The sequence below is a fragment of the Microbacterium enclense genome, assembly GCF_004022425.1.
Classification (GTDB): domain Bacteria; phylum Actinomycetota; class Actinomycetes; order Actinomycetales; family Microbacteriaceae; genus Microbacterium; species Microbacterium enclense_A.
The window spans coordinates 1-20,715 of record NZ_RBZY01000042.1; the positions used below are offsets into that span (position 1 = coordinate 1).

The 20,715-nt window shown below is 69.9% G+C and carries 23 protein-coding genes and 2 pseudogenes; 12 read left to right on the forward strand and 13 right to left on the reverse strand.

Going from position 1 to position 20,715, the window contains the following annotated elements; all coding sequences use genetic code 11:
* Both D8Y23_RS11800 and D8Y23_RS11805 read left to right on the forward strand, forming a co-directional pair.
* Nucleotides 1–192, forward strand: a pseudogene (locus D8Y23_RS11800) (ABC transporter ATP-binding protein); the annotation flags it as partial.
* Nucleotides 189–1,493: an ABC transporter permease gene (locus D8Y23_RS11805; RefSeq protein ID WP_128218325.1), complete on the forward strand. Its 1,305-nt coding sequence runs from the start codon at nt 189–191 to the stop codon at nt 1,491–1,493. The pseudogene D8Y23_RS11800 and the gene D8Y23_RS11805, both read left to right, overlap by 4 nt.
* Nucleotides 1,494–1,542: 49 nt before the next feature.
* On the opposite strand, the gene D8Y23_RS11810 is transcribed toward D8Y23_RS11805, so the two are convergent.
* Both D8Y23_RS11810 and D8Y23_RS11815 read right to left on the reverse strand, forming a co-directional pair.
* Nucleotides 1,543–2,355, reverse strand: a complete 813-nt coding sequence (locus D8Y23_RS11810; RefSeq protein ID WP_128218326.1) for a shikimate 5-dehydrogenase — start codon at nt 2,353–2,355, stop codon at nt 1,543–1,545.
* Nucleotides 2,356–2,404: 49 nt separating this feature from the next.
* A complete protein-coding gene (locus D8Y23_RS11815; protein WP_128218327.1) occupies nt 2,405–3,181 on the reverse strand; it encodes a helix-turn-helix transcriptional regulator in 777 nt (258 codons plus the stop codon).
* 49 nt (nt 3,182–3,230) lie between these two features.
* Between D8Y23_RS11815 and D8Y23_RS11820 the strand changes: the two genes are divergently transcribed.
* The gene (locus tag D8Y23_RS11820) at nt 3,231–3,671 is read left to right on the forward strand and encodes a DUF2000 domain-containing protein (RefSeq protein WP_128218328.1); all 441 of its coding nucleotides are present in this window, start codon (nt 3,231–3,233) and stop codon (nt 3,669–3,671) included.
* Between the two features lie 6 nt (nt 3,672–3,677).
* On the opposite strand, the gene D8Y23_RS11825 is transcribed toward D8Y23_RS11820, so the two are convergent.
* Nucleotides 3,678–4,535 carry a CPBP family intramembrane glutamic endopeptidase gene (locus D8Y23_RS11825; protein WP_128218329.1) on the reverse strand — a complete coding sequence of 286 codons (858 nt, stop codon included), beginning with the start codon at nt 4,533–4,535 and terminating at the stop codon, nt 3,678–3,680.
* A 98-nt stretch (nt 4,536–4,633) separates the two neighbouring features.
* Between D8Y23_RS11825 and D8Y23_RS11830 the strand changes: the two genes are divergently transcribed.
* From D8Y23_RS11830 to D8Y23_RS17130, 3 genes and pseudogenes are all read left to right on the forward strand, one after another.
* Entirely contained in the window at nt 4,634–5,116 is a 483-nt protein-coding gene (locus D8Y23_RS11830) for a hypothetical protein (RefSeq protein WP_128218330.1), read from the forward strand.
* Between the two features lie 91 nt (nt 5,117–5,207).
* A complete protein-coding gene (locus D8Y23_RS11835; protein ID WP_128218331.1) occupies nt 5,208–6,197 on the forward strand; it encodes a zinc-binding metallopeptidase family protein in 990 nt (329 codons plus the stop codon).
* A 33-nt stretch (nt 6,198–6,230) separates the two neighbouring features.
* Nucleotides 6,231–6,347: pseudogene (locus D8Y23_RS17130) on the forward strand (acyl-CoA thioesterase); the annotation flags it as partial.
* A 56-nt stretch (nt 6,348–6,403) separates the two neighbouring features.
* Here D8Y23_RS17130 and D8Y23_RS11845 read toward each other — a convergent pair.
* Together D8Y23_RS11845 and D8Y23_RS11850 are read right to left on the reverse strand one after the other, a co-directional pair.
* Nucleotides 6,404–6,790, reverse strand: a complete 387-nt coding sequence (locus D8Y23_RS11845; RefSeq protein ID WP_128218352.1) for a VOC family protein — start codon at nt 6,788–6,790, stop codon at nt 6,404–6,406.
* Between the two features lie 2 nt (nt 6,791–6,792).
* Nucleotides 6,793–7,077 (reverse strand): ArsR/SmtB family transcription factor, encoded by a 285-nt coding sequence (locus D8Y23_RS11850; protein WP_128218332.1) that lies wholly within the window; start codon nt 7,075–7,077, stop codon nt 6,793–6,795.
* A gap of 116 nt (nt 7,078–7,193) precedes the next feature.
* On the opposite strand from D8Y23_RS11850, the gene D8Y23_RS11855 reads away from it, so the two are divergent.
* Nucleotides 7,194–8,297 carry a mechanosensitive ion channel family protein gene (locus tag D8Y23_RS11855; RefSeq protein WP_128218333.1) on the forward strand — a complete coding sequence of 368 codons (1,104 nt, stop codon included), beginning with the start codon at nt 7,194–7,196 and terminating at the stop codon, nt 8,295–8,297.
* Nucleotides 8,298–8,557: 260 nt separating this feature from the next.
* Here the strand turns inward: D8Y23_RS11855 and D8Y23_RS11860 are convergent, their stop codons facing one another.
* Nucleotides 8,558–10,657: an FAD-binding oxidoreductase gene (locus D8Y23_RS11860; RefSeq protein WP_128218334.1), complete on the reverse strand. Its 2,100-nt coding sequence runs from the start codon at nt 10,655–10,657 to the stop codon at nt 8,558–8,560.
* 116 nt (nt 10,658–10,773) lie between these two features.
* Between D8Y23_RS11860 and D8Y23_RS11865 the strand changes: the two genes are divergently transcribed.
* The 5 genes from D8Y23_RS11865 to D8Y23_RS11885 all read left to right on the forward strand — a co-directional run bounded on the left by D8Y23_RS11865 (nt 10,774) and on the right by D8Y23_RS11885 (nt 14,031).
* Nucleotides 10,774–11,709 (forward strand): LysR family transcriptional regulator, encoded by a 936-nt coding sequence (locus D8Y23_RS11865; protein ID WP_164878226.1) that lies wholly within the window; start codon nt 10,774–10,776, stop codon nt 11,707–11,709.
* 139 nt (nt 11,710–11,848) lie between these two features.
* Entirely contained in the window at nt 11,849–12,217 is a 369-nt protein-coding gene (locus tag D8Y23_RS11870) for a DUF1622 domain-containing protein (protein ID WP_128218336.1), read from the forward strand.
* Between the two features lie 10 nt (nt 12,218–12,227).
* Nucleotides 12,228–12,686 (forward strand): acyl-CoA thioesterase, encoded by a 459-nt coding sequence (locus D8Y23_RS11875; RefSeq protein ID WP_428844478.1) that lies wholly within the window; start codon nt 12,228–12,230, stop codon nt 12,684–12,686.
* Nucleotides 12,687–12,732: 46 nt separating this feature from the next.
* A complete protein-coding gene (locus D8Y23_RS11880) occupies nt 12,733–13,521 on the forward strand; it encodes a dienelactone hydrolase family protein (protein WP_128218337.1) in 789 nt (262 codons plus the stop codon).
* A 108-nt stretch (nt 13,522–13,629) separates the two neighbouring features.
* A complete protein-coding gene (locus D8Y23_RS11885) occupies nt 13,630–14,031 on the forward strand; it encodes an aldehyde dehydrogenase (RefSeq protein WP_240663884.1) in 402 nt (133 codons plus the stop codon).
* Nucleotides 14,032–14,050: 19 nt separating this feature from the next.
* On the opposite strand, the gene D8Y23_RS11890 is transcribed toward D8Y23_RS11885, so the two are convergent.
* The 7 genes from D8Y23_RS11890 to D8Y23_RS11920 all read right to left on the reverse strand — a co-directional run bounded on the left by D8Y23_RS11890 (nt 14,051) and on the right by D8Y23_RS11920 (nt 20,592).
* Entirely contained in the window at nt 14,051–14,263 is a 213-nt protein-coding gene (locus D8Y23_RS11890; protein WP_240663885.1) for a nuclease, read from the reverse strand.
* Nucleotides 14,264–14,403: 140 nt separating this feature from the next.
* A complete protein-coding gene (locus D8Y23_RS11895) occupies nt 14,404–14,826 on the reverse strand; it encodes an ester cyclase (protein ID WP_128218338.1) in 423 nt (140 codons plus the stop codon).
* The gene (locus D8Y23_RS11900; RefSeq protein WP_128218339.1) at nt 14,823–16,430 is read right to left on the reverse strand and encodes an ABC transporter permease; all 1,608 of its coding nucleotides are present in this window, start codon (nt 16,428–16,430) and stop codon (nt 14,823–14,825) included. The genes D8Y23_RS11895 and D8Y23_RS11900 overlap by 4 nt, the downstream gene beginning before the upstream one ends.
* Nucleotides 16,427–17,593 (reverse strand): mandelate racemase/muconate lactonizing enzyme family protein, encoded by a 1,167-nt coding sequence (locus D8Y23_RS11905; protein WP_128218340.1) that lies wholly within the window; start codon nt 17,591–17,593, stop codon nt 16,427–16,429. Before D8Y23_RS11905 ends, D8Y23_RS11900 begins: the two co-directional genes overlap by 4 nt.
* 3 nt (nt 17,594–17,596) lie before the next feature.
* Entirely contained in the window at nt 17,597–18,661 is a 1,065-nt protein-coding gene (locus D8Y23_RS11910; protein WP_164878228.1) for an ABC transporter substrate-binding protein, read from the reverse strand.
* Between the two features lie 59 nt (nt 18,662–18,720).
* Nucleotides 18,721–19,524, reverse strand: a complete 804-nt coding sequence (locus D8Y23_RS11915; protein WP_128218342.1) for an ABC transporter ATP-binding protein — start codon at nt 19,522–19,524, stop codon at nt 18,721–18,723.
* 21 nt (nt 19,525–19,545) lie between these two features.
* Complete coding sequence (locus D8Y23_RS11920) at nt 19,546–20,592, reverse strand: isopenicillin N synthase family dioxygenase (RefSeq protein ID WP_128218343.1); 1,047 nt, start codon at nt 20,590–20,592, stop codon at nt 19,546–19,548.
* Between the last annotated feature and the right edge of the window lie 123 nt (nt 20,593–20,715).

Here is a 20,715-nt window from a genome sequence, read left to right on the forward strand (position 1 = left end):
GCCGACGAGCCGACCGGCAACCTCGACTCCCAGACCGGCGCGGTCGTGGAGGACATCCTGTTCCGCCTCAACCGCGAGCACGGCATCACCCTCATCGTCGTGACGCACGACGACGACCTCGCGGCTCGCTGCGACCGTCGCATCCAGATCCGCGACGGCGTGATCGTCGCCGAGGAGGTGCGTGCGGCGTGAAGACGACGGACCTGGTCTCCACCGCGCTCTCGAACACGTTCCGGTCGAAGACCCGCACGATCCTGACGGTGCTCGCGATCTTCGTCGGCGCCTTCACCCTCACCCTCACGAACGGCCTGGGGACGGGCATCAACCGCTTCATCGACAGCACGGTGTCGTCGATCGGCGCCTCGAACGTGTTGACGGTGTCGAAGACGTCCACCACCGACCCGACCTCCACCGAGCCCCGGAAATACGATCCGGATGCCATCGCCACCGCGCAGACGGATCCCGGACGCCCGGGCGCGCGCAGCGAGGTCTCGGCATTGACCGACGCCGACATCACCGCGCTGGGAGAGATCGACGGGGTGGAGAGCGTGGCCCCCGTCCGCTCGGCGACGATCGACTTCGTGCAATACGACGGCGGCGAGCGGTACGTCGCTTCGGCGGGCGGCCTCATCGGCGGTCAGACGCCGCAGGTGGCGGCCGGCGCGGCACCCGAGAACACGGCGAGCGCACTCGAGGTGGCCCTCCCGACATCCCTGGTGTCGCCGCTGGGGTTCGCGGACGACGCCGACGCGGTCGGAAAGACGGTGACCATCGCCGTCACCGACCCGCTGCGGACGCAGCACCTCGTCGAGGCCACGGTTACCGGCGTCACCGAAGAGGCGTTCACCACCGCGACGGCCCTGACCACGAACACCGCACTGCAGGACGCGCTGTTCACGGCGCAGAACACCGGCGTTCCCGAGGATCAGCTCGACCGCTACGCCACCGCGAGCGTGACCGTGCCGTCGTCGGCGACGCCGGCGGAGATCGACGCCGTGAAAGCGTCACTGACGGACGCCGGATACACCGGCCGCACCGTCGCCGACCAGCTCGGAACGTTCCAGGCCGTCATCGACGGGATCGTCCTGGTGCTGAATGCGTTCGCCGTCATCGCCCTGCTCGCGGCGAGCTTCGGCATCGTCAACACGCTGCTCATGTCGGTGCAGGAGCGGACGAGGGAGATCGGGCTCATGAAGGCCATGGGCATGGGCAGTGGCCGCGTCTTCTCGCTGTTCAGCCTCGAGGCGGTCGTGCTCGGCTTCCTCGGGAGTGTGCTCGGTGCCGTCGTGGCGATCGCCGTCGGAACGCCCGTGAGCGCGCAACTCACCCGGACCTTGTTCGCGGACCTGCCCGGTCTGCAGCTCATCGCCTTCGACCCCACGGCGATCGCCGTGACGTCGCTGGTCATCATGGGGATCGCGTTCCTCGCCGGCAGCCTCCCCGCCGCCCGCGCGGCGCGGGCCGACCCGGTCGAGTCGCTGCGCTACGAGTGAGCAACCCGCCGCCGAGGCCCCGCCGTTCGCGGCGGGGCCTCGCGCGATCTCAGACCCGCGAGTGCGCCGATGCCCGCGCGACCTGCTCGGGGGTCGGGGTCACCCCGGTGTACCGTGCGAACTGGCCGGCCGCCTGGAGGGCTATCACTTGGGCGCCCGTGATGACGTCCCGCCCGGCGTCGCGCGCCGCCCGGATGAGCGGCGTCTCCGCGGGGAAGGCGACCACGTCGAACACGGTGGCTGCCGCGGCGATCTGCTCTGCGGAGAACGCCAGGGCGTCGGCATCCGTCCCGTTCATGCCGAGCGGCGTGACGTTGACGATGATGTCGGCCCCCGGGGCGGGGTCTTCCGACTGCCAGCGGAAACCGTACGTCTCCGCGAGCGCGGGTCCCGCCTCGGTGTTGCGCGCGACCACCGTGACGTCGAGGAACCCAGCCCCGTGGAACGCGGCCACCACGGCCTTGGCCATTCCGCCCGACCCACGGACGAGGACGGATGCCGCGGGGTCGAGATCGTGGCTCGCGATGAGGCTCGCGATGGCTTCGAAGTCGGTGTTGGAGGCCGTCAGGACTCCCCCGTCATTGACGATCGTGTTCACCGAGCCGATCGCGGTGGCCGAGGGCTCGATGCGGTCGACGAGCGGGATGACGGCCTCCTTGAACGGCATCGAGACCGAGCAACCACGGATGCCGAGCGCTCGCACCCCGCCGATCGCGGCCGTGATGTCGGTCGTGGTGAACGCCTTGTAGATGAAATCGAGACCCAGTTCGGCGTACAGGAAGTTGTGGAATCGAGTTCCGATATTGGACGGTCGACCCGCCAACGAGATGCAGAGCGTGGTGTCCTTGCTCAGGTCGCGCACGGGGTGATCCTTCGCGGTCGGCGGGCGGAGAACCCCATGCTACGGCGGGTCACCCGCGCGCGAACGCCCCCGGTGTCACGCCCCACACGCGCCGGAAGTGTCGCGTCAGGTGCGCCTGGTCGTGGAAACCCGTCCGCGCCGCGACCTCGGCGGGGCGGCATCCATCCACGAGCAGACGCCGCGCCGCGTCGACCCGGCGCGCGACGAGATAGCGGTGCGGAGCCATGCCGTACGCCCGGGAGAACTCGCGCACGAGGTGGCTCGGGTGCGCGCGCAACTCCGTAGCGGCCTCGGCGATCGTGAGCGACTCGGTGAAGCGATCGTCGAGCAGTCGACGTAAGCGCCGGGCGAGTGGTGCGTCGCGGACGGCCGCGACCGCCGTGCCGGTGTGGGCGAGGATCGCGTCGCGGACGGCCAGCAGCGCGTGCTCCGCGGCCATCTCCTCCCCCGGGAGCTGCAGCGCCGCGTGGACGCGCCGAGCCGCCGCCTGGGCCGACCCGAGCGCCAGGGTGGGACGCCGGGCCACGCGGTCGGCGGTGTCGTCGGGGAGCCAGTCGCGGCGGAGGTACAGCACCTGCTTGCGATAGCCGGCGTCCTCGACGGCGGACCGCCCGTCGTGCGGGATCCCCGGCGGCAGCAGCGTCAGCGCCCCCGGAGCCGCGCGATGCTGCACCCGGTCCAGGTCGTACGTGACCGCACCGCGGTCGACGAGCATCACCGCCCAGTCGTCATGGGTGTGCAGCGGGTAGGCGTGGTCGAAGCTGGCGTGATAGACCTCGCGCAGGAACGGCACGTCCGGATGCCAGGCCCGCACCCGTTCGATCATGCAAGAAACGTACAAGACCCCGGGGATGCCACGGCCCGACGCTGGAGGCATGACCGACCCGACTTCCTCCCCCGCGCCGACGTTCGACACGAAGATCGTGGTGATCCTGGTCGACGACCTCGCGCCGTGGCAGGAGCTCAACGTCACCGCCTTCCTCACCGCCGGTATCGCCACCAGCGCCCCGGGCCTCGTGGGCGAGCCTTACCGTGATGCCGACGGCACCGCGTACCTGCCGATGCTGCGCCAGCCGGTGATCGTGCTCACCGGCGATGCCCCGCTGCTGGCCCGCGCCCGCGCCAAGGCCGCCGCCCGCGACGACGTCGCGCTCGCGATCTACACGCGGGACCTCTTCGCCACGATGCACGACGAGGCCAATCGCGCCGCCGTCGCCGCCGTCCACGCCGCGGATCTCGATCTCGTCGGCATCGCGCTGCGGGGTCCGCGCAACGTCGTCGACCGCATCGCCAAGGGCGCGGTGTTCCACGCCTGAGCGGGGTCACGTGCGGACGCTGCGCCTCTCCGCGCGGCGCGGGGCCGGGGAGACGTTCCCCCGCCCCCGCCGCCACAGGAGCCACGCGCACACGAGACCCTGCACCATGACGGTCGCGCTGATGGTCGAAGCGATGACCCCGGCGGATTGGTCGGCGGCGGTGAGCAGGTCGAACCCGGCGTGCCACAGCAGAACCGGGACGATGCTTCCCCGCGCGCCCAGCGTCACCCACGACAACAGGAACGATCCGCACACCAGCGCGAGCATCCAACCGACGATCCCCGCACCCATGGCCGTGTAGGTCGGGTTGAAGAGGAACGCCGGAGCATGCCACGCGATCCACACCGCGGCGACGATGAGGGTCGCCCAGAACGCCGACACGCGCCGCATCAGCGCGGGCAGCAGCCAGCCACGCCACCCGGCCTCCTCGCCGAGCCCGAACGTCAGCACCCACACCAACGCCACGACCGGCCACGCGAGTCCCGGCAGCTTCTCGGTCAGCCCGAACCCCGCGGGGTCGGGCCACGCGCCCGCGAAGACGAACGTGGCGAGCCACGCGATCACGAGGTAGGCCAGCGGCATCCCGATCCCGGCGACCCACCAGATCCAACCGAAGCGCAGCGAGAAGGCGCGTCGCGCCCACGCAGCCACCCCGCCCCACCCGGCTTCCCAGACCGAGGCCGCGAGCGCACCGCACAGCGGTCCGACCGACGCGAGGAAGAACGTCCACGGCATCCGCTCGAGCCCCGCCGACTGCGCCTGCACGACGAGAGGTGCCCAGATCGCCCACGTCACCGCGAACGCCACGGTCAGGAACACGAGGATCCCGCCGCGACGGTCCGGGGTGCTCTCCTGCGCTGTCATGACGGCGTCCTCTCCCGCGATCGGTGACATCACCGTGATACCGCTCCCGCGCGCGTCGGCCCGGGACGAAAGGCCTCCGACCGGTGAGGATGGATGCCGTGCGCACGATGACCTTCACGACCCCCGAGCTGCTGCCGACCGTGGAGACGGCCGAGCCCCAGCTGCGGGAGTCGCGCGGAGAGGTGTTCACGATCGACGTGCCGCCGGATGCCACCGTGACCGACGGTGCGGGGGGCGACGACCCGTTGCTCACCGTGCGGTGGCGAGGCGCCGTCGTTCGCGTCATCGCCCACCGCGAGGTCGGTGTCATGACCGCGCGCGACTACGGCGCGGAGATGTTCGGGGTGGTCCGGGCGTTCGAGCCCACGGGCCGCGACTTCGTCGCCGAGTACGGGCACTTCGCCGGGAAGAGCTCTCCGCTGATGCGCGGAACGACCGGCGACCGAGCGCTCGTGGCGATGTGCGCGGCTCCCGGCGTGAACCGCCTCATCGCGATCGGCTCCTCCCCCACCGGAGACGCCGCGTCGGCGGCCGAGGTGCAGGCCGTGATCGCGTCCATCGCCCCGATGTCGACGGCGTAGACACCCGAGAGCTCGGCGCGCCCGGCCGCCGGAATGCTCGCCTCGGCGCAACCCCGTCGTCCCCCCGCCGGATAGCTGACAGGGTGGTCGCATGAAGTCGTTCCGCTGCCGCGTATGTGGCACCTCTCTCCATTTCGAGAACTCGGTGTGCGTCTCGTGCGGGACGGCGCTCGGCTTCTCTCGCGGTGAGGCCGAAATCGTGCCGGTCGACGAGCGCGGACGGTATGTCGACTCCGCGGGGCTCGTGTGGCACGTGTGCCGCAACCTCGACCTGTCGGGGTGCACGTGGCTGGCGGCCCTCGAGGGCGGCCAGTGCTCGGCCTGCGACCTCACGCGTGTCCGTCCGAACGACGCCGACCTCGAGGGCCTCGCGCAGTACCCGGTGGCCGAACGCGCCAAGCGCTGGCTGCTCTTCGAACTCGATCGGCTCGGGTTCGTCATCGTCGGGAAGTTCGACGACCCGGAACGCGGCCTGTGCTTCGATCTCCTGTCCAGCGTGGCGGAGGACGTCGTCATCGGTCACGACGAGGGCGTCATCACGATCGACCTGGCCGAGAGCGACGACACCTACCGGGTGCGCATGCAGAGGCAGCTCGGCGAGCCCTATCGGACCATGCTGGGCCACTTCCGCCACGAGGTGGGGCACTACATCGAGTGGATCCTCGTCGAAGGCACCGACCGGATCGACGAAGCCCGCGAGCTCTTCGGCGACGAGACCACCGACTACCAGGCCGAGATCGACCGGCACTACTCCGAGGGGCCGCCGACCGACTGGCCCGAGCGTTACATCTCCACCTACGCCACGATGCACCCGTACGAGGACTTCGCCGAGACGTGGGCGCACTACCTTCACATCACCGACACTCTCGAGACCGCGACCGCGTACGGCCTCAGCACCGTGGCGGGCGTCGACGCGTTCTCACACTTCCGCGACCTCGTCACGGGGGTGTGGATGCCACTGGCCACCTCCCTCAACATGATCAATCGCTCGATGGGCAAGGACGACCTCTACCCCTTCGTCCTCCCGGACCCGGTGCTGGAGAAGCTGGAGTTCATCGCGTCACTGCGTCCCGCCCGCTGACGGCGCCTTCCGGCCCCGGGGGTACCGTGGCGGGTGACCGAACCCCACTGGCATCCCTCGGACGACGGCATCGACTTCCACACGCGCAAGTGGGTGAAGCCGGAAGACCTCACCGCCAACGGCACCCTGTTCGGGGGCAGTCTGTTGCGCTGCACCCGGCCACCGGGACGATCCGGCTGGGGTGAGACGCGGGCGCCCGGCTGCGCTCAGGCGGGGCTGGCGATCTGGATGAGGTTGCCGCAGGTGTCGTCCAGCGTCGCGGTGATCACCGGGCCCATCGACGTCGGCTCTTGCGTGAAGCGCACGCCCTCGGCGGCCATCTGCGCGTACGCCGCGTACACATCGTCGACGCCGAAGGATGCGGCCGGGATGCCCTCGGCCACGAGCGCCGCCGCATACGCCTTCGCCGCCGGGTGTTCGTCCGGTTCGAGGACCAGTTCGACACCGTCCTGGTCGTCCGGCCCGACGACCGTGAGCCACCGGTGCTCCCCGAGCGGCACGTCATTCTTCACGACGAAGCCGAGTTTGTCGGTGTAGAAGGCCAGAGCCTTCGCCTGGTCGTCCACGAAGACACTGGTCATGGTGATGCGGATGGTCACGGTTCGCTCCTTCGATCGATGGCCCACCGCGTGACGATCTCGCGGAGGGGGCCGGTGTGCAGGTGATGGATCTTCGTTCGTCCCGAGCGTTCGGAGCTGACCAGCCCGGCATCCTCGAGGACGGCGAGGTGCTGGGAAATTGCTTGCCTCGACGACGCGACACCGTGCCGCATCGCCAAACGGCTGCACAACTCGAAGAGGCTCTGCCCGTCGCGCTCCGAGAGCTCATCGAGAATGAGCCGCCGGGTCGCGTCGGCGAGAGCCCGATAGACGTCGCCCACAGGGCGAGTATAGGCAAGTTCTGACTTGCCTATCTAGACCCGCGCGAGCCGGCTTCGTTCGCGCGCCGCGATATCCGCCGCTCACGTTTGCTCTCACCCGGGGCCGGGCATCTACCGTGGATGAACCGACCCGGAAGGACGCCGTGACCGAAGAGATCGCACAGAACTGGCAGAGCTGGACCGGATTCGCCATCGTGGCCGGCGTCGCCGTGGGGGTGGTGATCGCGATCGCCATCGTCGTGAGCGTCTCACTCGCCCTGATCGGGCGTCGCAAGAGGTGGGCCGGCCAGCTGCACGACCGGGTGCGGTGGCCGTTGCGCATCACCCTTGTTCTGCTCGCGCTCACCGTTTCCCTCTCCGCCCTCCCCGTCAGCGAGGACCTGCGCGGGGGCCTTCAACACCTCTTCGGCATCGTCGTCATCATCGCCGGCGCCTGGCTGCTCGCCCAGCTGTTCCTCTTCTTCGTCGACAGCGGCAGCCAGCGATACCGGCTTGTGGAGAGCGACACTTTCTCGGCACGGAAGATCCGCACCCAGCTGCAGATCGTGCGCCGCCTGGTGATCGTGGTGATCGTCGTGGTCGCGGCCGGCGGCATTCTCATGACATTCGATGCCGTGCGCGCCGTCGGCGCGAGCGTGCTGGCCTCCGCCGGTATCGCCTCGATCGTCGCGGGCTTAGCGGCACAGTCGGTCCTGAGCAACCTGTTCGCGGGTGTGCAACTCGCCTTCAGCGAGGCGATCCGCGTCGGGGATGTTGTCGTCGTCGAGGGCGAGTACGGCCGGATCGAAGAGATCACACTCAGCTACGTCGTGCTCGAGCTGTGGGATCAGCGCACCCTCGTCCTTCCGTGCACGTACTTCACGACCCACCCGTTCGAGAACTGGACCAAGCTCGGCCGCGCACTCCTCGGGACAGTCTTCTTCGACCTGGACTGGCGCGTCCCCGTCGATCAGATGCGACGCGAACTCGACCGGATCCTCACCGAGACGGAGTTGTGGGACCGCGCGGCGCACGGAGTCCAGGTGACGGACGCCGTCGGTGGGATGCTCCAGGTGCGCGTCCTGGTCAGCGCCGACGATTCCGGCCGGCTGTGGGACCTGCGGTGCTTGGTGCGCGAGAAGCTCGCCGAATGGGTGCGCACCACCCATCCGGAGGCCCTCCCCCTCCAGCGCGTACGGATCGACGAGAAGCCGATCGATGCGGCCATCGTGCGGGAGTAGAGACCTCTGGCTCCGCCGCATGCCCGATCCCGGCGTGCGCGTGCGCACCTGGGAGAATGTGTTCCGCGTGCCGCCAGGGCACGTGGTGCCACCTCGAGGAGGCGCTGACGCCACGGTCAACGGAACCGCGACGACGTAAGGGGCGCATGTGCGTGGCTGCTCTGGCGTCGGCCGACGGTCACCCGCACGCCCGCGCTCGACGCCGCGAGAGCACGGGCGGAGGCGGGGATGCCGCTCCCCGCCTCCGTATCGGTCATCGGTCAGACGAGCCCCGAGTGCGCTCCCGGCGAGACGTCGACGCGGAACAGGCCCTCGGCATCCACGCGGGCGCGGACCGCGTCGACGGCGGCGATGTCGCCCTCGGGGAACGACCGGGCCGGACGGTGCCGTTCCGCCGCCAACGTCGGCGCGGTGTACCCGGTCTCCCAGCGGCGGACCTGCTCCCACTGCGCGTCGATCGCCGCCTCGGCGACCTCGCGCCCCGGCTTGCCGCGCAGGGCGAGATTCAGCCATCCGAACGCACCGCGGTAGTGGCCCACGACGCCGGCCCCCTCGGGACGCTCCGCGAGGGCGCCACCCAGCTGACGCAGTTCCGAGATGAGCACCGCGGAGTCCGCGGTCGCGCGCAGGAAGTCGGCGACGATTCCGTGCGCCTGATCCGCGTCGGACGGTGCCGCCGCTCCCACGAGGGCGTGGGCCGAGGAGTGGGCCGGCGCGAACGGGGCATCCATGTGGGTGTGGGCGACCTCGGCCGGGTCGGCGACGCGCCAGGTGTCCAGGCGCGGGGTCGCGGCCGACCGGAGACGAGCCAGCAGCGTGCCCGCCGCGTCGCGCGCGGTGACGTCGCCGTCCACGGCGGTGCCGTCGACGACGAGCACCGGCCGGCGCGAGAGGGGGAACGGCATTCCGGGCAGCGGAGGGATACTGAGCACACGAAGCGAGGTCGTGATCGCCGACGGCGCTTCGGCGGACCATCGGGCCCACTCGTGGGCGACCGCCTCGGCGTCGGAGAGTTCCCAGACCGTCGTGCCGGTCACGATCTCGCCGGGCGCGAAGGCACGCACCGTGACGGCGGTGATGACCCCGAAGCCGCCGCCCCCGCCGCGCAGCGCCCAGAACAGCTGGGGGTCGTTCTCGCGGTCGACACGGCGGTGCTCGCCGTCGGCGGTCACGATCTCGATCGACTCGATCGCGTTCGCGGCCACGCCGGTGTGCCGCCCGTAGGCCGACAGCCCGCCCCGAGAGAGGTAGCCCACGACGCCGACGAGGGCGGAAGACCCGTGGGGCACCGTGAGTCCGTGCGCCGCCACGAGGGGGACGACCTCTCCCCACGCGCGCCCCGCCGGAATGCGCACGGTGCGGCGAATGGCATCCACCGTGATGGGCTCGTCGATCGCCACCTTCAGCAGAGCGCTGCCGCTCAGGTCGGCCAGACCCGCGGCGGCGTGTCCCGTGCTGTGCATGGCCACGCCGAGGCCGCGCGCGCGGGCAGTGTCGATCGCCTCGCGCACCTCCTCGACCGAGCGGACGGTGGTCGCCGCCGCCGGACGCAGCGCCACCGTCGCATCGAACACCGCGGATGCCGCGTGATAGGCGCGCCCGCTCGAGGTCAGCGGCGCCGACGCGAGGGAGCGGCGGCCCGCGGCGCATCCGATTCCCGCGGATGCCGCGAGCACCGCCAGCACGATGAGGAGGGCGAACACTCCCCCGCTGCGCCACGCGAAGCTCGCGACGAGGGCAGCCAGCACGAGCGCGGCGACGGGGTGCTCCGAGAGGCGCGGAGGCGCGGGGAGAACGAACACGGGTGTGCGCGGCCCCGACACGGTGTCGATGCTGATCGCGGCGACCGCGGCGGCGGCGAGAAGGACGACGGTGGCGACCAGGACGGGCGCGGCGACGACGGAGGCCGCCGCGAGGATCGCCAGCGCAGACGCGGCGGCCGCGAACGTCGGGAGCCCTGCGTCTGCAAGCCATCCGGTCGCGGCCATGACGGCGATGACCGCCCCGAGGCCGAGCAGGAGCCCGGCGAGGAAGGGAACCGCCGCGGCGTGCGCGAGGGTGGCCGCACCGAGAAGGACGAGTCCGACGAGCACGAACCGACGGCGCCCCCGGCGGGCCGAGACGTTCGCGCCCTGGACGAGGGCGAGGGCGCTCCCGAGCGCGGCGCCGACCGCGTCGGCGACCGCGGCGCCCGCCAAGGGAGCGGCGGCTACGGCGCCGACCGCCACGCCGATCGCGCCGATCGTGAGGAGCGACGCGGCGACGCTCGAGACGCGCGCGGCGCGCCCCAGAGTCGGCGAGCTCGGCACAGCCGCAACCGCTTCGGCAGCACGCGAGGGGGCCGCAGCAGAGAGGGACATCGTTCTTCTTCCTTTCCGTCGATGACAGGGTCGACAGAAAGGATGCGGGGTTCCACCCATCGATGTACAACGACTAATTTCGTTCGCAGCGATCGATGTTTCCGATGGGAGTAACCGTGGACCCTCGCATGCTGATGGCCTTCATCGCCGTCGCCGAGGAGGGCGGCTTCACCCGGGCAGCGGAACGCCTGCACCTCGTGCAGTCATCGGTGTCGGCGTCGGTGAAGGCCCTCGAGAGTTCGACGGGCCTGCAGCTCCTCCACCGTGGCACCCGCGCCGTCACGCTCACCCCCGAGGGCCGGTCGTTCCTTCCCGCGGCACGGGCTGCCGTGGCGGCGCTCGAAGAGGCGAAGGACTCCGCCGCGGCCCTCGCGGGCGGCGGGATCGGCGGCCACGTCGCCGTCGGCGTCCTCGCCACCCCCGACATCGTCTCGATCGCCACCGCCATCGCGACGCTTCACCAACGGCATCCGGATCTGCGCATCTCGGTGAAGTCCGCCCTCGGCGGGAGCGTCGCCCTCCAGAACGACATCCTGGCCAACCTTCTCGACGTGTGCTTCGTCGTTCTGCCGTTCGCGTACTCCCCCGACCTGACGGTCGAACCCCTGCTCACCGGAAAGTTCGTCCTGGCCTGCGGGACCTCCCACCCGTGGGCCGAACGCTCCTCGCCGGTCGAGCCCGAAGACCTGTCCGGGACGGGCATGGTGGAGTTCCCCCGGGGATTCACGCTGCGCGAGTCGACCGACCGCGAGCTCATGGCGCGCGGTATCGTCCGTCGCACGATCGTGGAGGTGCCGCACCTCGACCTCGTCAGCGGGTACGTCGCCGCGGGTGTGGGCGTCGGCTTCCTCACCGAAGCGGTCGCGCGCGACCACCCGGGCCTCGTCACCCTGCAGACGCCCTGGATCGATATGCGGTGGACGGTGGCGGCCGCCTGGGCGAACACTCGACGGCTTTCCCGTGCGGCCGAGACCTTTCTCGACACCGTGCGCGACAACTGCCGGCGCGCGATCGAGCGCGACGAGACGCTCTTCGCTCCGGATGCCGTCTGAAGTCAGCGCGACAGCACGCTCCGACCCTCCTCCCGCGGACGGAACACTTTCCGATAGGCACCTGCCGACGACATCTGTCCGAGCGGTGATCGCGTCGTTCACACTCGCCGCGACGACGGACCCCGGCTAGAACTGCCTTATGGAGTTCTCGGAGATCATCGAAGGCATCGGCAAGTCCCTGGATGCCGTGGGCGTCGCCGCGATCGTGATCGGGGTCGTCGCCGCGGTCGTGCTCGCTGCGCAACGGACCCTGAGACGCGAACCCGATGTCTACAGCCGCTTCCGCCGGTTCCTGGGGCGCTCCATCCTCCTCGGCCTGGAGCTGCTGGTTGCCGCGGACATCATCCGCACCGTCGCCGTCACCCCGACGCTCGCGAGCGTCGGGGTGCTGGCGGCGATCGTCCTCATCCGGACGTTCCTCAGCTGGTCGCTCGAGCTCGAGATCACCGGCCGCTGGCCCTGGCAGAAGGCGGCCGTCGCCGGACCGGCGCACAGCACCCCGGAGTAGCGTGGCCCGTGTGACGGCATCGCAGTGGCATCCCTCGGACGACGGCATCAACTTCCACACCCGAAAGTGGGTCAAGCCCGAGGACCTCAATGCCAACGGCACGCTCTTCGGCGGCAGTCTGCTGCGCTGGATCGACGAAGAGGCCGCGATCTACGCGATCATCCAGCTCGGCAACTACCGCGTGGTCACCAAGCTCATCTCGGAGATCAACTTCGAGGCATCCGCCCTTCAGGGAGACCTGATCGAGATGGGGCTGACCGCGACGCGCTTCGGGCGGACGTCGCTCGAGATGCGCGCCGTCGTGCGCAACATGATCACGCGCAAGCGCATCCTCACCATCGAGCGGATCGTGTTCGTCAGCGTCGGCGAGGACGGGAAGCCCACGCCCCACGGGTACACCAACATCACGTACGACCGCGATCGGATGCCGCACGAGCACCCCGCGACCGGGAGCATCCGGATCGAGTAGTCCGCCGCGCCGCCGTCGCGGTGGGCGACTGTGATTCACTGAGCCCGTGAGCACGGAGCTTTTGGCTGGCTGGAGCGTCTCGCCGTTCTCCTACGACGGCATCACCCATGACGTGTACCGTTCCGGAGAGGGTCCCGGAGTCATCCTCGTTCCCGAGATTCCCGGTGCGACACCCGAGGTGATCGCACTCGGAGAACGACTGGTCGCCGCGGGCTTCCATGTCGCACTCCCCTCGATCATCGGAACGCCGGGGCGACCGGCGAGCGGTGGATACATCGCCGGTTCGGCGCTGCGCATGTGCGTGTCGCGCGAGTTCGCGGCCTTCGCCCGCCGTGCCGACCGCCCGATCGCCGGATTCCTTCGCGCCCTCGCCCGCGACGTGCACGCTGACCGTGGCGGGCCCGGCGTCGGCGTCATCGGAATGTGCTTCTCCGGCGGGTTCGCGTTGGCGACGGCCGCCGATGACAGCGTGCTCGCGCCCGTCGTCTCCCAGCCCGCGCTGCCGCCGGCGATCGGAGCCGGGCGCTCCGCGACCGGTCTGAGCCCCACGGAAGAGTCCGCCGTCCGCCGCCGCACCGGTGACGGTCTCTGCGCGCTCGGCCTGCGGTTCACGAACGACCGCAGCGTTCCGGCGGACCGTTTCGCCGCGTTCGAGCGGCTGCTCGGCGAAGGGTGGCGGGCGTTCGAGATCGACTCGTCTCCGGGAAACCCCGATGACATCCCGGCGAACGCGCACTCCGTCCTCACGGATGCCTCGGCCGCCGTGCCGGGTCACCCGACGCATCGAGCCAACGAGCTGGTCGTCGAGTTCCTGCGCGAGCGTCTCGTTGTCTGATCACTCTCCCGGGACTCCTGGGGTCGCCGCCGCGCAGGGCGTACGATTCCGTCACACGAGCGCGTCCGCACGTCGGCCGATCGCTTCTTCGAGACACGGGAGACACAGATGGACACCACAATGATGATGAAGTCCATGCCGATGGGTGAGATGACCATGGACATGGATGCCATGCAGGACTGCCTGCAGTCCCTGAACGCCTGCGCGATGGCGGCGGCGTTGTGTGCCGGCAGCGACATGATGCACGGCGCCGAGATGGCGAAGTGCTGCGCCATGTGCTCGAACATGGTCGAGATGGCCGAGGCCACGATGCACATGATGATGCGCCCCGCAGGCCTGGACATGGACGTGATGAAGGCCATGATGACGGCCTGCATGACCATGGGAAAGGCGTGCGCCGAGGAGTGCCGCATGCACGCCGACATGGACGAGATGTGCCGCTACTGCGCCATGGCGTGCGACGACATGGTCATGAAGTGCGAGGCCATGATGGCCTCGATGTCCGCCTGAGGCGTCTCCGCTCGGGCGCTTACGCGACGCGCGCGGTCGTGAGGACGGCCGACGCGCTTAGGAGTTCTGCGACCGGGTGGTAGGCAACCGGCTCGTTGGGCGTGAAGTCCACGACCGGGCCGACCACCCGCAGTCGCATCGTCGCACCGGTGAACAGCGCCACGGTGACCTCTCCGCCGTCCACCCCCACAAGGATGCCATCCCACCACGCGGACGAGTTGGCTGCCGCCATGCAGCGCTGGATCGGGTGGACTGTCGACGAGATCGTGCGGGAGATGGCTTCACCTGCCTTCGTGGTTGCGGTGAAACGAAGGTACGGGATGCCGTGACTCGCGGCGCCGGAAGGCGTAGCGCGGTGTAACACCGCGTGTACTACTCCGGATACTGGAGCACCCCGAGCTGCTCGTACACCGACAGGCCGTCCCACAGGGACTGGCAGTCCACGATGAGCCCGTCGGCGAGTCGGAAGATGTCCATGCCCTCCATGGTGATGACGCGGCCCGTCGCCCCGACCGAGCCGTACGGGCCGACATGACGCCCGCTGGTCCGCCAATGGAGCGCCACCTTGTCGCCCTCCGCGATGATGTCGAGGATCTGCGCGTCGACATCGATGAACGCCCCGCGGTAACGCTCGGCGTCCGCGCGGATCGCGTCGAGGGTCGAGCTGTCGAATCCGGTGACGGCGACGGATGCCGACGGCGACCAGTGCTCGTCGATCGCCGTCAGATCGTCGAGCACCCACACGCGCTCGTGATAGTCGCGGACGATCTCCGCGTTGCGTGAAGAGGACATCATGCTCCAAACCGACGGTGGATCAGCCGGTCGAACCAGCCGAAGACGAGGAAGACGAGGAGGGAGAGCACGACGATGAGGATTGCCGAGCCGAAGGCCGGTGCCATGTTGAGCAGCCGGTACTGGTAGGTGAAATCGACACCGAGTCCCGTCGACCCGATGAGGGACTCGCCGATGACGGTCGCGACGATCGCCGAACTCGCCGCGATGCGCAGGCCCGTCGACATATGCGGCAGGGCGCTCGGCAGGCCGATGAAGCGGAAGGTGACCGCGCCCCCCGCCCCGAGCGAGCGCGCCACGTCGCGGTGCAGCGGCAGGGTGGCATCCATTCCGGAGCGCGTGTAGACGAAGGCGGGGAGGACCACCAGCACCGCGGCGATCACCACCACCGTCGAATCGCGGTAGCCGAACAGCCGCGCGAGGAGCGGGAACATCGCCACGAGGGGCGTTGCGGTCAGCACCACCATCGCGGGCACGACGAGTCCCGACGTGAAGAACGAGAGTCGGGCGAACACCGCGAGCAGCACCCCGACCGACACGCCGAGAAGAAGCGCCAGCGCCGACGTCGAGAGCGTGTGTCCGGCGAGCTCGGCGTACTCCGCGGGGCGCGCGGCTAGGTCCGCGAAGACGCGGGCCGGCCCCGGCGCGACCAGCGGTGACACTTTTCCCAGCGTGATCCAGAGCTGCCACAGGCCGAGGAGCGCGGCCGTGATCGCGACCACCTCGACGATCGTGGTGAGGACGCGCCGCCAGGTGCTGCGCGTGTCCGGCTCGTGAAGCGCGACGATGCCGGAACCGTACCGTCGGCGCAGCACGGACTGAGCGATCGCCGCGGCAGCGAAGACGACCATGCCACCCGCCGCGGCGATGAGGGATGCCGCCCACAGCCGCGCCACGTCTCCGCCCTGCATCCCCGAGATCAGCAGGACCCCCAGGCCCGTGGACGATCCGTACCACTCGCCGTAGACCGCGCCCGCCAGCGCGGCCGGTGCCGCGAGCTTGAACCCCTCGGCCAGCGACGGCCACGCGCGCGGGATGGTGAGCAGCGTCGCGGTGTGCCACGGGGAGGCGCCGAGCGAGCGGAACACGCCGCGGAGCGAGCCCTCGCTCGCCGACAGCCCCGTGGACACGGCGACGAAGAAGAAGAAGTAGACCGCGAGTGCCGCGATCGCGACGGGTCCGCTCTCGCGCCCCGCGACGACGAGCACGACCGGGCCCACCGCGACCCAGGGAGCGGAGTTCGCGAGCGCCGCGACCTGGTCGACGATGCGCCGGAGCGGCCGCACCTGATGAGCCACGAGCGCCGAAAGTCCCGCGAGCGCACCGCCGATCGCGAGACCGGTCGCCGCGGCCGAGAACGTCGCCGCGGCCGAGCGCGCATACAGAGCGCCGTTCTTCGCGTCCGCCAGGGTGGCGAGGGTCTCGCCGGGAGTGAGCACGAATCCGTTGGCGACGCCCGCGCGTCCCGCGAGTTCCCACCCCAGCAGCAGCACGCCCGCCCCGGCGAGATACGCGAGGACGGCTCGCACGCGACGCCACGGCACCCGGACGCGCTCGGACCGCCTCCACGCGAGCGCCGGAGGGATCGTTGCGGCGATGTCATTCATGGGCGTGCTCCTGTCCCGCGCTCATGCCGCGGAAAGACGTCGGTGTAGGTCTCCCCGGGCGCGTAGGGGAAACGCTCGAGGATGTCGTCCGGGATATCGACGCCGAGGCCCGGACCTGACGGGGGCGCGAGCCTCCCGTCCCGGATGGCTCCGAACGACAGCTGGGGGGCGAGGTCGTCGACAAGCGGTTGGTACGGATCGATGTCGTACTCGAACAGCGGCACCCCCGCGGCGTCCGCCCACTGGAGGTTGGCGGAGAGACCGATGGCGGTGGGACCGCCGACGTGCGGGTACACGAGAACCCCCTCGCGGGCGGCGAGAGCCGCGACGTCGAGGGATTCGAGCAGGCCGCCGCAGATCGAGGCATCCGGCTGGAAGACACCGGCCGATCGCGTGCGAGCCAGTTCTGCGTACTGCCGAGACGAGAAAACGCGCTCCCCCACCGCGATCGGCACGGGGCTGCGCTCGGCGAGCCACGCCAGCTCGGCCGTTCGGTACTGCGGCAGCGGCTCCTCGAAGAAGAAGACGCCGAGCCCGACGAGATCTTCGGCGAGCGCAAGGGCGGAACGCGCGTCATGGAACCAGTAGGAGTCCACGCCGATCCTCACCCCGTCGCCGACATGAGAGCGAACCGCGCGGACGACGTCGATGTCCGCATCCCGCTCGCGCCCCAGGCGCACCTTGATGGCGCAGAACCCGACGGCGATCGCGGGATCGAAGTACGCCGCGTGCCAGTCGGCGGACGCCTCGAACATGGTGGTGCCCGTGCCGTAGAGCGGGAGTGCGCGCCCGCTCCCACCGAGGAGCTGCCACACGGGAGCGTTCACCGACCGCCCGAGGATGTCCCACAGCGCCATCTCGATCGCGCCGATTGTCTGCGAGGTCAGGCCCTCCCAGCCGAGGTAGCCGTCCATGCGGGTGCGGAGGTGGGCGACGCGCGCCCGCACCGACCGGGGTTCCTGCCCGATCAGCGCGGGCGCGCACACGTCGCGCACCGCCGCCTGGAACACCGTGGGGTAGCTATGGCCCCAGTTGGTACTCGCTTCCCCCCACCCCGTGATGCCGGCGTCGGTGTCGACGCGCACGAGCGCGAAGCTGCGCGACATCGGCGGGTCCGACTTGCGGTAGCCGAGGATGACGGGAGTGACGGCGGTGATTCTCATGGCTTACTTCGCGTGCGCGGCTTCCATGTAGGACGTGTCGAGGAAGTCCGCGACGTCGGGAAGGTCCGTCTCGCCCGCGGCCCGGTATCCGGCGAAGACCTCGTTCTCCATGTACTTCGGATCGACCGTCAGGATGCCGTTGGCCTGGGTGTACTCGTTCTGGATGAGCGAGATGTAGCCGGCGTTGGCCTCAGTGGCGAACGCCGCGTCGAGGCCACCGTCAACCGCGTACGTGTTGACCGTGAGGTCGACGGCTACGGACGGATCGAGGATGTTGGCCTCGGTGGCCGCAATGAGACCACGCAGGACCGCGATGACGGTGTCCTCGTTCTCGTTGAGGTACTTCCGCGAGGCGAAGATGACGTCGCCGTACGCTTTCAGACCGAAGTCCGAGAACGTCTTGTCGGTGACGTCGACCCCCGCCTGCCGCAGCTGGATCGGCTGGTTGGTGGCGTAAGAGGTGATGACATCGACCTCCCCGTCCACGAGGGGTTGGGGGTCGTAGCCCATGGGGACGAAGGTGTAGTCCGCGGGCAGGTCGTTGATCGTGAAGAGGGCGTCGATGCGGATCTGATCCCCCTGGATGCCGCCGATGCGCTTGCCGACGAGATCCTCGGCCGTGGAGATGGGGGTGGAACTCAGCCACGTGTACGACGACGGCGACTGCTGATACATCGCGCCGATGACGACGTAGTCGGCGCCCTCCTGGTTCGCTTTGATGAGCTGCAGTTCGTCCGAGGCGATGCCGATGTCGGCCTGGCCGGCCGCGAGCACCTGGGCGACCGCGGGGGTGTTCGGGCCGCCGTGGACGATGTCGACCGACACGCCCTCTTTCTCGAAATAGCCCTCGCTGTCGCCGACGTAGAGCGATGCCCACTCGACGTCGGGCACCCAGTTCACCGCGAAGCGGACCGGGCCGTCGGCGGCGGAGCCGGAGGGCTCGGCGGTGCCCGCGCAGGCGGCGAGCAGAGCCGTCACCGTAGACAGGGCGACGGCGGCCGCGGCCAGGCGGCGATGTCGGGAACGAGAGGCGGAGCGGTGCGGGGGCGTGGCGGGTGTGGCATCCATGGCTGGACCTTTCTCGGGTGGCACGTCGGGTCGGGCGGTGCGGGAGAACGAAGGAGGATTCATGCGGCGGGACTCGCGGCCGTCAACGTGTCGATGCCGAGATGATGCTCGACACGTGAGACGAGCTCGACGAACGCAGGGCTCGCGAGTTGGTCGGCGCGGCGGGGTTTCTCGAGGCCGACCTCGACGCGTGCGACAATGCCGGCGGGGCGGGGGCTCAGCACCACGATCTCGTCGCTCAGCAGCACGGCTTCGGTGATCGAATGGGTCACGAGGAGGGTCGTGGTCGGCTGGCTCTGCCAGATGGCGGGCAGTTCGAGGTTCAGCCGCCGGCGGGTGAGTTCGTCCACCGCGCCGAACGGTTCGTCCAGCAGCAGCAGGCGCGGGTCGGTGACGAGGCAGCGCGCGATCGCGGCGCGCTGCCGCATCCCGCCGGAGAGCTCAGCGGGACGGGAGCGTTCGAACCCGCCCAGACCGACGAGCTCCAGTAACTGAGCGATCCGGTCCGGGGCTGCCGGTCGCCCGGTGAGGCGCAGCGCGAGGGCGAGGTTCGACGCGATGCTCCGCCAGGGAAGAAGGGCGGGGTCTTGGAACGCGACGGCGATGTCACCGCGCTGGCGGTAGGCGGCGGGCGTCTCGCCGTCGATCGAGACCGAGCCCGACGTGGCGTGGTCGAGTCCCGCGACGATCCGCAGGAGCGTGGACTTACCGCATCCGGACGGCCCGACGAGCGCCGTCGTCGTGCCGGGCCGAAGCTCGAGGTCGATGGACCCGATCGCCTCGACCCCGCGAACGCCGCGCCCGTAGGTCTTCCCGACGCCGGCGATCTCGACGCGGGGCCCGTGTGATACTGATGAGCTCATCGTGCGTCCTTCTCTCGTGACCTAGCGGGCGGACTTCACTCGTGCGCTCTCGCGCTCGGCGTGGGGGTTGAGGACTCCCGCGCGGGAGCCGGCCAACTTGGCGCGGAAGTGCTCGGTCGCGCTGATCGGCGCGTACAGCGGGGCTTCTCCCTCGGCGAGCAGTTCGCGAAGCGGCGCGACCGTCGCGTCCCAGTTGCACCCGTGGAAGTAAGCGACGCTGCGTCGACGGACGATGGTGCCGTCGATCACGGGCGGTTTGACGCGGTGGAGCGTCGACATCCAGTGCTCGTTCGTCCAGCGCGCGGTGACGTCGCCGAGGTTGATGAGCAGCGCCCCGGGGTCGGGCATCACGTCGTGCCATCCGCCGTCCGCCCCCAGCACCTGCAGACCCTTCACGCGGTCGGCCCACAGCACCGTGATCACGCCGAAGTCGGTGTGCTCGCCCATGCCGCGCAGTTCCCCGTCCAGCGTGACGTTCATACCGGGGGTGAGTGCGTAGTTGTTCATGCGCATCGTTCCGGTCGCGTGAGCGAAGGCGGCCTCGAAGAAGTCGCCGGGCAGCCCGAGCGCCTCGGCGCTGAGGGTCATGAGGGTGTGCGAGACCGCCCGGGCGTGCTGCAGGTAGGCCTCGACGCGCTCGCGGAAGAGCGGCACGTCGGGCCACACGTTGTGCTGGTACTGCTCCTCGAGCAGGTCGACCGCGTCGTAATCGTCGATCGTCAGACCGACGTTGAACGCCTCGAAGAAGTCATTCATCTTGTTGGCCGGTTCGACGCCGAGGCTCAGGCTCGTCGCCTCTGATTTCGGCGGCGAGTAGCCACGATTGATGCCCGGCGGGGTCTGGTACCTCTTCTTCTCGTCCTGTTCGAGGCCGACGAAGAACGAATCGGATGCCGCGGCCAGACCGTCCATGATCTCTTCGGGGATGCCGTGACCGTGGACCTGGACGAAACCCACGTCGCGGCACGCGGCGGCGAACTGTGCAGCGACCCGTGCGCGGGCTTCCGCGTCGTTCGGAGAACCCGAGACGTAGGGCGAGATGTCGATGGCGGGGACGGAGAACACCATGGTGGGGAATCCTTTGAACGCAAGTCGGTCATGGGCGATCGAAAATCGATCACGCACTTCCCGTCTTCCGGTCATGGCCCGAACGAGTCGGGGCTCCCAGAACACCAAGTGAACGATTCCCAC